Annotated in this window: 9 protein-coding genes and 5 pseudogenes; 10 read left to right on the forward strand and 4 right to left on the reverse strand. The window is 40.8% G+C overall.

The window, feature by feature from the left end; translation table 11 throughout:
* Nucleotides 1-359 precede the first annotated feature (359 nt).
* A pseudogene (locus tag KIV40_RS06975) lies at nucleotides 360-1,019 on the forward strand (Tn3 family transposase).
* Here the strand turns inward: KIV40_RS06975 and KIV40_RS06980 are convergent.
* Nucleotides 961-1,545 (reverse strand): annotated as a pseudogene (locus KIV40_RS06980) (transposase); the annotation flags it as partial. The pseudogenes KIV40_RS06975 and KIV40_RS06980 overlap by 59 nt on opposite strands.
* Nucleotides 1,546-1,603: 58 nt before the next feature.
* Here KIV40_RS06980 and KIV40_RS06985 point away from each other — a divergent pair.
* The 3 genes and pseudogenes from KIV40_RS06985 to KIV40_RS06995 form a co-directional block, all read left to right on the forward strand.
* Nucleotides 1,604-1,762: pseudogene (locus KIV40_RS06985) on the forward strand (IS5/IS1182 family transposase); the annotation flags it as partial.
* Nucleotides 1,763-1,834: 72 nt separating this feature from the next.
* Nucleotides 1,835-2,095 carry a type II toxin-antitoxin system Phd/YefM family antitoxin gene (locus tag KIV40_RS06990; protein ID WP_005534943.1) on the forward strand — a complete coding sequence of 87 codons (261 nt, stop codon included), beginning with the start codon at nucleotides 1,835-1,837 and terminating at the stop codon, nucleotides 2,093-2,095.
* Nucleotides 2,095-2,397 (forward strand): type II toxin-antitoxin system RelE/ParE family toxin, encoded by a 303-nt coding sequence (locus tag KIV40_RS06995; RefSeq protein ID WP_285348432.1) that lies wholly within the window; start codon nucleotides 2,095-2,097, stop codon nucleotides 2,395-2,397. Before KIV40_RS06990 ends, KIV40_RS06995 begins: the two co-directional genes overlap by 1 nt.
* Here the strand turns inward: KIV40_RS06995 and KIV40_RS07000 are convergent.
* Nucleotides 2,372-2,995 carry a recombinase family protein gene (locus tag KIV40_RS07000; protein ID WP_285348434.1) on the reverse strand — a complete coding sequence of 208 codons (624 nt, stop codon included), beginning with the start codon at nucleotides 2,993-2,995 and terminating at the stop codon, nucleotides 2,372-2,374. The genes KIV40_RS06995 and KIV40_RS07000 overlap by 26 nt on opposite strands.
* A 606-nt stretch (nucleotides 2,996-3,601) precedes the next feature.
* Nucleotides 3,602-4,678, reverse strand: a complete 1,077-nt coding sequence (locus KIV40_RS07005) for a replication initiation protein (RefSeq protein WP_285348435.1) — start codon at nucleotides 4,676-4,678, stop codon at nucleotides 3,602-3,604.
* 97 nt (nucleotides 4,679-4,775) lie between these two features.
* Between KIV40_RS07005 and KIV40_RS35415 the strand changes: the two are divergent.
* The 3 genes and pseudogenes from KIV40_RS35415 to KIV40_RS07025 form a co-directional block, all read left to right on the forward strand.
* A pseudogene (locus KIV40_RS35415) lies at nucleotides 4,776-5,224 on the forward strand (metal-dependent hydrolase); the annotation flags it as partial.
* A gap of 76 nt (nucleotides 5,225-5,300) precedes the next feature.
* A pseudogene (locus KIV40_RS35550) lies at nucleotides 5,301-5,345 on the forward strand (prepilin-type N-terminal cleavage/methylation domain-containing protein); the annotation flags it as partial.
* Between the two features lie 66 nt (nucleotides 5,346-5,411).
* Nucleotides 5,412-5,837 carry a GspH/FimT family protein gene (locus tag KIV40_RS07025; RefSeq protein ID WP_285348442.1) on the forward strand — a complete coding sequence of 142 codons (426 nt, stop codon included), beginning with the start codon at nucleotides 5,412-5,414 and terminating at the stop codon, nucleotides 5,835-5,837.
* Between the two features lie 76 nt (nucleotides 5,838-5,913).
* On the opposite strand, the gene KIV40_RS07030 is transcribed toward KIV40_RS07025, so the two are convergent.
* Nucleotides 5,914-6,942 carry a hypothetical protein gene (locus KIV40_RS07030; RefSeq protein ID WP_285348437.1) on the reverse strand — a complete coding sequence of 343 codons (1,029 nt, stop codon included), beginning with the start codon at nucleotides 6,940-6,942 and terminating at the stop codon, nucleotides 5,914-5,916.
* 101 nt (nucleotides 6,943-7,043) lie between these two features.
* On the opposite strand from KIV40_RS07030, the gene KIV40_RS07035 reads away from it, so the two are divergent.
* From KIV40_RS07035 to KIV40_RS07045, 3 genes are all read left to right on the forward strand, one after another.
* Nucleotides 7,044-7,760, forward strand: coding sequence for a hypothetical protein (locus KIV40_RS07035; protein ID WP_285348438.1), 717 nt, complete (start codon nucleotides 7,044-7,046; stop codon nucleotides 7,758-7,760).
* A gap of 484 nt (nucleotides 7,761-8,244) precedes the next feature.
* Nucleotides 8,245-8,646, forward strand: a complete 402-nt coding sequence (locus tag KIV40_RS07040; protein ID WP_285348439.1) for a hypothetical protein — start codon at nucleotides 8,245-8,247, stop codon at nucleotides 8,644-8,646.
* A 12-nt stretch (nucleotides 8,647-8,658) separates the two neighbouring features.
* Complete coding sequence (locus KIV40_RS07045) at nucleotides 8,659-9,198, forward strand: hypothetical protein (protein ID WP_285348441.1); 540 nt, start codon at nucleotides 8,659-8,661, stop codon at nucleotides 9,196-9,198.
* The last annotated feature ends 229 nt before the right edge of the window (nucleotides 9,199-9,427 follow it).

Genomic DNA, 9,427 nt, shown 5'->3' on the forward strand with positions numbered 1-9,427 from the left:
GAAGGCGTCGTAGGTTTTAAGCGAGAGGTTCAATCGTTATTAATAGGGCGCCACATAGAAATGGAATACACGGGAAAAAAGAGTCACGTACTTGTTGTTAACTAAATTGTATTAGTTCCAGCGTTTTTCAAGATAGTTGTCACTGGTTGCTTATTAATTTAAGCAACCTCTTTTTCTGGATTTAGATGAACGTCACCTACTGGTTTGCAGTTCCTGATTTCTCCTGACCAACGTTCAGGATTTTGCTCTCGGCGTACCTCTAGGACTTTTGGTAATGGTTCCAATTATGGCTTACATCATATGTCGTCGATATCAGACCTGAAACCACCAGTAACGCAAATGATGTAATTTCCAATGCCTTGGCAAAGCTCCCAATATTCAGCTATTACACAATTAATGAATCTGCTCCGTTTGGTAGTATTGATGGTCAAAAACATGCTTGTCGTATAAACACATTTAAAGCGCGATTCTCGGCAAAGTACTTCCGTAAAGGAAAAGGAGTTTCGGCTCTCACACTAGTATCAAACCACGTACCAGTGAACACTAAAGTCATTTCAGCGAACGAGTATGAAGCGCATCATGCTTTTGACTTACTCTATAACAATACCAGTGATATAGACCCAAAAACTCTGGCCACCGACACCCATGGCGTCAATAACGTTAACTTTGCGCTCCTTGACCTATTCGGATTCCAGTTTGCTCCACGCTATGCCAAGTTTAAAAATCTCTTCCATGATCTGTTTGAGATTGATTACGGAGAAGCGTTCGTTTTGAGGCTGCGTAAGCCATTTAACACCTCCTTAATTAAGTGAGAATGGCATAATATTCAAAGAATTATCTGTTCGCTAAGCCGTAAAACAACGACGCAGAGTACCATCATAACGAAACTATCTAATGGTAAACAGAATCAACGAACATTAGCGGCGCTTAGAGAATATGATCGGCTCATAAAGTGCCTCTACGTTTTGGATTATTCGGCGTTAAATCTTGACCCTTCATACTGGCCGCAATGGTTTTAACATTGTAGCTATTACCGCTTTCAGACAGTTCTTTTTGGATTCGCCTTGAGCCATCTCGGCCTTTGCTGTTGTCAAAAGCTTCTTTGACCCTTGTATCAAGCTTCTGACGTATTGCCTCGCGTTGAATGGCCTTATGGCGATGTTTAATCCAGTAATAAAACCCACTTCGGGATACCCCGAACACCTTAGCCATACGCACAATACTGAAGCTCGGCAGGTGTTCGAGCATAAATTCATAGAAATTTACTTTAGATTCTTCGCGAAGTAGGTGGCGGCCTTTTTTTCCATTTCTAGCTCTTGTGCTTGCTCAGCCAACTGCCTTTTGAGCTTGGCAACCTCTGCGGCTAGTTCTGCTCTCGCTGACTAGTACTGGTGTCTTTCTTCGAGTTTTTCGCCACCCGTAGTTTTGAGATTCATGGAAAGAAAGCTGTCTTGCTGTCGCAGCTACTCCCACTTTATCTGCTAACTTCAGGGCTTCTGCTTTGAATTCAGGGGAATGTTTAATTCTAGTTTTCTTAGTTGTCACTGTTCACCTCGTTAGTGATTGTACTCGCTTAACTCAGTGTCCAAAACTGCTGGGGCAGATCATTTGTGATAAAGGATATGACAGCGAAGCTTTCCGTACTTTTGTTAAGGAACATGGTGGAGAAACGGTCATTGCTAAACGCAATTATGGGCAAGATATAGACAAAACCAGTATGGATTGGTGTCTATACAAGTATCGTCATCTGGTTGAAAATGCCTCACTTCATTCGCTTCAAATGATTCGTATGAATCGAACGATTCGTTTATAATGAACAGAAAAGGAGCACACAATGCAATCATTAACCGCAAACACAGCAAAAACTAAATTTGGTGACTTACTGATGAAAGTACAGCGAGAGCCAGTACAAATCAGCAAGAATGGTTCCCCTGTAGCAGTTGTCATGTCATGTGAAGAATACGAGGAACTAGAAGCCTTGAAGATGGCGATGGTGAAATCACGTTTTGAGCAAGCGGAGCGAGACATCGTGAATGGAGATTTGGTGGATGGTGAGACCTTCATGAACGAGTTAGATTCAGGCAAGTTTGATTAATGACACGATACAAACTTTCTCCCGCAGCCCAAACGGACCTAATTGACATTCGCCGTTATACGCTTGAAAACTGGGGAGGCGCACAGTGGACCAATTATTTTGGAGAGTTAAAACAATCAATGGCGTTGTTAGCGTGCAATGAGTTGATTGGCATTGACATGCCGGAACTTGGAACTGGTTACTGCCGCTTTCCGTTAAAGCATCATGTCATCTATTACATCAGGAAACCGGACCATATTGTTATTGCCGCTGTCTTAGGGCGTAACATGTCACCGGCTAAGCACTTTCAGCGACAGTTATAGCTCTTAAGCCTCTGCGTTTGATGTAATCTCGTAATGTACTTGGGGCTTCATCAATAAGCTTTGCTGTAGGACGGATCCCAAGCCCCATGCCTAGATATTTTTCAATTTGATCTCTTTTAGGCTCGAGCTTAAGTTTTTCCGCCTCACCTTTAGGTCTACCAAGAGTAACACCGGCTTTTTTTCTTGCAGCTAAAGCCTCTTTAGTTCCCATCGAAATAAACTCTCGTTCTATCTCAGCTGCGAGACCGAGTACCGTTGCGGTGATTTTTGCTTGCATGGAACCATCTAGCTGCATGTTCTGTTTAGCAATGTAGACATCGATGCCCTTGGCCATACATACCTCAAGTACTTCAAGAACCTGAAGTGTAGAACGCGCAATTCGACTGACCTCCGCAAAGATCAGTTTGTCACCAACCTCCATTCCTTCAATAAGTTCACCAAGTTTACGTTCATGCCATTTCTTCTTGCCTGTAACGACATCTTCGATAAAGCATAAGTTAACGATTCCGACACGGTTGCAATATTCGTAGATACCGTGTTTCTGGTTTGCTACATCTTGGCTATCTGAAGAAACTCGAAGGTAGGCGTATTGTGGCATTGATCAAATCCTCATCTAAATGATGAAGTACTTATAGCAAGCCTTGACCTTATTTTTGATATCCATCACCTAGATTGTGACAGTTAGAAAAGAATAAAAAGAAAGAAATGAAACTGTTTCTAATGAGGGTAACTGTGTAAATCCTTGATTTTCCAGTTATCCACATTAGCTATAAAGATCTATATCTTCTATTTAAGACTATAAACACTATGAGAACTATAAGATCTATGGGTGTTGTAAGTTACTGAATAAAAAGAACTTAATGGCTCATCATGATCACTTTTTAGGTGTATAGGTAACACTTTTTAGGTGTTGATGATCTTTTTTTAGGTCTTAATGATCATCTACTAGGTGGAAGCCTGACACAATTTAGGTGTTGATGATCGTATTTAAGGTTTATAGATGACATATTTTAGGTAGGTGGCAGGCTAATATAACGAATATCAGGTATCTCTACCCTTTATTCACAGTGATATTGATTAGGTACCTTCTAATGCGACACATTTTAGGTCTCACATCATCGAAAACACCTAAAATGTGTCACTTATCACAGTAGGAGACCTTATTTTTGTCAGTAATGGGGTTGTCTCACCTAATATGTGTCATCTAGTAATCAGGGTTATCACTAATCTCAGATAAGGTATCGATTTTATCGAGGAGTGAGTCAACCTCGCTTTGATGGCCATTATCAACTTCTGGCTCTCGGTTTAAGTGTCGCTTAGAGAGACTTTCTTCTACCTTCAGAGCATGCTGCTCTTTGCCGATATAGCGGTACGCAATGGCCAACGCTTCAAGCTCGGCCTCTGTCAGCTTTATCTTGTCTTGTAGGCGTTTTAGCTCGAGCTCTCGAATGGTTTTTAACGCATCGTGCTGGTTTAGCTCTTCAATCGTGCCAAGTTTTATCCAGCGGAACAGGAACTTGATACCGGTGATGGTTCGACCTTTTTTAATGACCTCAAAACCCTTCTCCCCATTTTCGCCTTCCAAGAACAGCAGTTCTTTTCGGATTTGAGGGTGTTCAGTAAGCTCTTTGATGCTCTCACGAATACAGCGTTTCATGAATACACTGTTATTTTTGAATGAGCTTTTGTCTTTCTTGAGTTTGCCAGCCTCATCGAGTAGTCCAAAGACCCCTTTTAACTCATCAAGCTTCTGTTGATGCATTTCAAAGCCTTTGTCTTTAAATCGGCTGAGCAATTCGTAGAGGCGTTTTGAATACTCTTTTTTTACATCAAAGAAATTGCGAGTGTTAATGAGTGCAAAGCCCTGGTTGTACTCGATGTACTCAGATTTGAGCATGTCATTCGGCACCATGGTCAAGGTACCATTTTTGTACGCGATGTGTTTGAAAAGCGGACGGTAATCGAATTCAACATCCCCTTTTCCGGTCTCTATCTTTATACCGATTTTTCGGCTCGCAAGGCGATTGGCTACTGGGCTTAAATTACTCCCGATATGCTTAGACTCTACACCTAACCACTCAGACAGCTGATGTGACGTGAACTCATAATGAGGGGTACTGCGCTCCCAGTCGTTCGCTTTCATGTGTGCGATCATCAATGCAAACATATCCGCTTCTCGAGCAGAGAGATCCTGGCGACTAAATACCAGTTGATGACCTTTCTTTATATGTTTCGGTAAGTTATCACTTACGACTGGGTAAAAGTACTCTTCATCACTCATCCCACGATCCCTTTAAATAACATAATATAGGTAATTATGACATATTTTAGGTGTAGTGGAAGTCTAATTACCTAAATGATGTCATTAATGTGGTGTTATTTGTGTTGCCGGTGCGACCGCACCGGATTGGATGGAGTTTGTGGCTAAAGGACTCGGGCGCAACATTGAACATCGCGGACCAACGCACATCTTTACCCACTGGTTGATTGTAGCTCTAGTCTTTACTTTGGTTTGGGATTACCAAGGTATTGGGATGGCCTTTGCCTGGGGGGCGTCAGCCACATACTCACCGACGCAATGACCGTATCGGGGGGCCCTTTCTCTCCCTACAGTGACAGACGCTTTCATTTATTTGGTGGGCGGTTTAGAACGGGTGACCCAGTGGAATACGCAATCTCTGCTGGCGTAGTGATAGTTTGTATTGGCCTTTCTCATATTACAGGCGGACAAGGCTTTGCGCCGTTCTTCTACGATTGGGCTGGCATGTATGAGCAAGGTTTAATCGACGCCTTAGAGTGGAAGACCAACCGATTTAGATTGATTTAAATGACCTGCAGAATGTCATTATTCAGGCTGAATATTGACAGCGATTGCTGGAAAAAAGGAAAGAATTTTGAATAGGGTGTTGAACAGAGGCTTTACACTGATTGAGTTACTCATAACAATTTGTGTTCTCAGTGTCTTACTAATATCAGCGGCTCCAAGCTTTTCTAGCTTGTTTGAAAGTAGTCGAATGAAAACTGCTCAAGACGAACTGATGGGGTTCGTTATCATGGCAAAAAGTGAAGCGGTATTTAGGAACACTCCTGTCTATATTCACTTTAGAGAGTTGGCCAACGTAAACCCAGACGAACGCTGCGTTGTTCTATCGTTATCAGATAGCATTACCGACGGCACAACGAACGTAATCTATACACGGCATGGTCGTGTTGTCGATGGTCTAACGCTAGAGCAAACGTACCCGCAAAATGTAATAGAGGTTGATCCAGTAAGTGGCTGGCCTTCACTTAATCATTCGACATTCGATAGTGAAAGTAATAGTGAACTTCTGAAGTTTTTTTCGGAAGCTGACCAAAAGGTTGCCTTTAAAATGCACATCACCGGAAGAGTGAGTTTTTGTGGCATTGGCGGGGATTGGTATAGCACTGAGGCTTGTTAAGCTGTCAATATTCAGGCTGAATATTGACAGCTTTAAGGCATTTTCTAACTGTTCTACCCGTTATGTTGATTCGTTACTAGCAATTTGTTTTTTCTCCAGCCAATAGTTCTGAAATATGGTCTCTAGTCAGTTCTATTAGGTTCAGCATAGCTTGTGCGATAGTTTCTATCTCAAACTCATTTGAGAATAGGATACGAATTCGCCCACCTTTACTCCACTTTGCAGACCACTCTATAGGCTGTTTCTGAATCTGATGTTTCGCCAATGTAATCAAGTATTCACTTACTGACTCAAGCCCCTCTTTTTCAATGTGCAGTTCAACGCCAATTGATTGCCCATTATCACAGAATTCATAGTGTAGTGGTTTTGGCCAAGATGCTGGACCTAAAGCTCGGTAGCTTTTTGCTTTACCTCTAGTTTGGAGTTCTCTGGGTGCGAGAGCATTATAGTGTGTTATCACAGCTTCAAACCTTGGAGAGCTGTCTTTTCTAAAATTAGTTTTTGCACGTAAGCTATTTTCGGAGTTTCCGGAAACTAAAATGTTTGGTACCAAGATTTTTCCATCTTGATATTTACTTATGGTTAGTAACCTAACATCTAAATCGCTATGTTCGTTGATATAACGAACGATTCGGACAAGATCTTCATTTGCTTCATCAACAGCAATAACAACTTTGATCATTCCAGCTCGCAGGTTGGCCGCGCATGTGCGCCATAAGTTTTGTTCGGTATCTTGGCCGCTCAGACAATCATAGATAGCGCCTTCGACCAAGTCATCTAGCTCATCTATCGTGATGCTTGATAAATCTGACACATAATCAAAAATTTGAGCAACTACTTCGCGTCGAGATTGACCATTTTTAGCAAGTTTCACTTCAACAGCGATAGGGGTGCCAGAGCTATCAATACAAAAAATATCTAAGAAACCTGCGGATGGCAGCTTTAATTCCCTATGAGTAAAGATGATGTCATCTTCTTGTTCTGATTTGAGTAGTGCTGGCTGTTTACTCAAGCAACCTTGTAGTTCTGTTTCGTAAGTAAATTCTTGCTGAGACAATATTTTGGAATCAAAGATAAGAGTCATAAGATTATTTTGGTGTACCATTCTGTAATGATGATTTTAGCTGCTTAAGGTACTGAAATACAGATTTATTCACAGTTACTTGTTATGTCCAAAATCGCTGTTGGAGAGGGTGGGAGCTAGTTATGATTTCCTTGATTTATGCCTATATTGTGAAAGTCAACTATAATGTCAATGCGCAACTGGTTGCACTTATTGTTTATAGGAGAAATACAATGTCAGATATGGCTTTAGATCTGCCTGCTACAGGCGAAAAAACAGTTGACCAACACATTCAAGCCAATTGGGATGTGTTGAAAGATGCAGCTAAAAAATTTCAAACGGCAACATTAATACAATCCAGCCTTCCTTCTAACTTAACTTCTTTACTGCAAGCTAATTCTAACGCTGCTGTGGCAGAGTCAGGAGATGCGCTTTCTCCTGATTCAGTTAAAGCATTGCATGATAGCCAGCGTGAGTGGCAAAAGCAGACAGCTCTGAATACGGTCGCTCAACAGGAACCAATGACGTTACAAGGGCAGTTATACCAAAAAGGTAACTTAGCTGAGGCTAACGAGGGTTGGGATAAAATACTAAAAGACCTTAATAAAAAGACGATGGCAACAAATTTGAAGCTGGTACAAAGCATGCAGAAAGCATCTGAAAAGCTGTCTCACAAACAGCAAGAGTTTTTCTTAAAAGCTGCGAGTGTAACCATCAACGCCGTTGCCAAGGCTTATGAAACTATTACAGGCTTATTATCAAAAGCATGGGACAAGATAGTAAACTTCGTTTCACATATTGTGAACGTAGTTGTTAATGCTGTTAATCAAGCAGTTTCATGGGTTAAAAGCCTGTTTTAATTGACTAATCTCATTCCTTTGAAAGTATATCCATTCTTCTCTTATTACCAATGCAGTTTGATATACGCTAAGTAAATTGGATCGGTTAAGAACCATGAGAGTACAGCGGTCTCTCATGGTTTTTTTGATAAGTAATGCTATATAGCTTGAGTCAATAATCTATTTTAGGTTACGTGTAGAAGCTTATGGATCGATGTAGAATTTTTTACATTCGCCTCAGAAGACTATATCGTTCGAGTTAGAGGCAAAAGCTGAGAAAGGAAAGACCTGACCCTGTTACTTCTCCCACGGTACTGAAAGTTAGAATGCGGTGTCTATGGCACGCTAATGCTATATGTCTTGTCGAAATTAAGTAATTGTTCGGAATCTCGCTATTTTGTTTGTGGGCTATTTCTCATTTTCAGATATCAATAGGCAATCAAGTTCATATTGGTATTTTAACTGCTATCTTGTTAATGGTTTTATTAAATAGATAGGAGGCAACATGGGTACATTAGAGCTTAAGCTAATTAACGGTCCAACAAATAAACAATGGGTATTGGAAGTCCCTAGTTACCAGGGTAGAAGGTTCCCTATTACTGACTGGACACCAAGCGATACTGATCTTTATACTCATCAGCTAAGTAAGCTTAATGACTATACAAATTCGTTAGTAAATCAAGCTGATGCAAATACTTGGGTCAACGAATTTTACGATGCTAATCCTGCTTCTTTTGACGCCGATAACATAAGTCCTGCAGACTTCTATAATCGCTGTTATCAGCAGTGTCAGTTTATGAGGGTAAACGGTACTACTGCCGAATGCACACAGGGAAGCGCTGATCCCCTTGAAAATAAATTCAGTGAAGATATGTCAGATGCAATACTTGACGCAGCATTGGCGTAAAGGGGAACTAAAATGAGTAATGTAATATATGCAGAATTTACAACAGATATTGATGTTGGAAACATACCGAGTGCATTAACGTTGGGGCCTAATAATGTAGGTTTCATTCATGAAAAATTATTCGATAACTCTTTAACCAGTATACCGTATTCCCCTCTTCAGAGTATCAACGGCATTTCAAATACTTCTATGGGCCTTTCTGAAAATGCACTCATTGATTTTGAGGGACAGGCACATATGGAGCTTACTACTGAATGGAACTTAGAATTAAATAATGATACTACAACATATCCACTAAGGTTTTTGTTCAAGATGCATGTCCCGTTACAGCATATGGACATTGGTAAACGTCCTCGATACTATGCAACCTATGATCTTAGACAGCCCGGTGATGAAGTTGATGATTGGGGCTCAGAATACACAAAAGAGGATCATCTCGTTAATGTGACAATTGAAACGCCAGTTGGTAAGACTACATTTCAAATGTCATGTATTCCCACAAGTCACCATACTAAGCTAAGCGTTGATGTTCAGTTCAGTATAATTAATTAGTGTTCGATCTAGGTTTGCGCAGCGTGAGTATCAATTTCTTAGAAAATCAAGTAGGCAAGTGTTGTTTTTTCCTAATCAAATTGTCTTTACCTGAATTAACCCGTCATTTTCTAATTTAGGACTATCACTGTCCAAAGGCGTTATCTAATAAGAACCTATCTCAATAGGTGTTGTCTGAGTTAACCGACGGGAAGCGTTCAATATTGCCGATTTCATACAAGATAGTGAG

Source organism: Vibrio sp. D173a (assembly GCF_030248475.1).

Coding starts and splice junctions, on each gene's coding strand:
- KIV40_RS06990 (WP_005534943.1), top strand. CDS start 1,835: ATGCAATCATTAACCGCAAACACAGCAAAAACTAAATTTGGTGACTTA.
- KIV40_RS06995 (WP_285348432.1), top strand. CDS start 2,095: ATGACACGATACAAACTTTCTCCCGCAGCCCAAACGGACCTAATTGAC.
- KIV40_RS07000 (WP_285348434.1), bottom strand. CDS start 2,995: ATGCCACAATACGCCTACCTTCGAGTTTCTTCAGATAGCCAAGATGTA.
- KIV40_RS07005 (WP_285348435.1), bottom strand. CDS start 4,678: ATGAGTGATGAAGAGTACTTTTACCCAGTCGTAAGTGATAACTTACCG.
- KIV40_RS07025 (WP_285348442.1), top strand. CDS start 5,412: ATGAAAACTGCTCAAGACGAACTGATGGGGTTCGTTATCATGGCAAAA.
- KIV40_RS07030 (WP_285348437.1), bottom strand. CDS start 6,942: ATGGTACACCAAAATAATCTTATGACTCTTATCTTTGATTCCAAAATA.
- KIV40_RS07035 (WP_285348438.1), top strand. CDS start 7,044: ATGATTTCCTTGATTTATGCCTATATTGTGAAAGTCAACTATAATGTC.
- KIV40_RS07040 (WP_285348439.1), top strand. CDS start 8,245: ATGGGTACATTAGAGCTTAAGCTAATTAACGGTCCAACAAATAAACAA.
- KIV40_RS07045 (WP_285348441.1), top strand. CDS start 8,659: ATGAGTAATGTAATATATGCAGAATTTACAACAGATATTGATGTTGGA.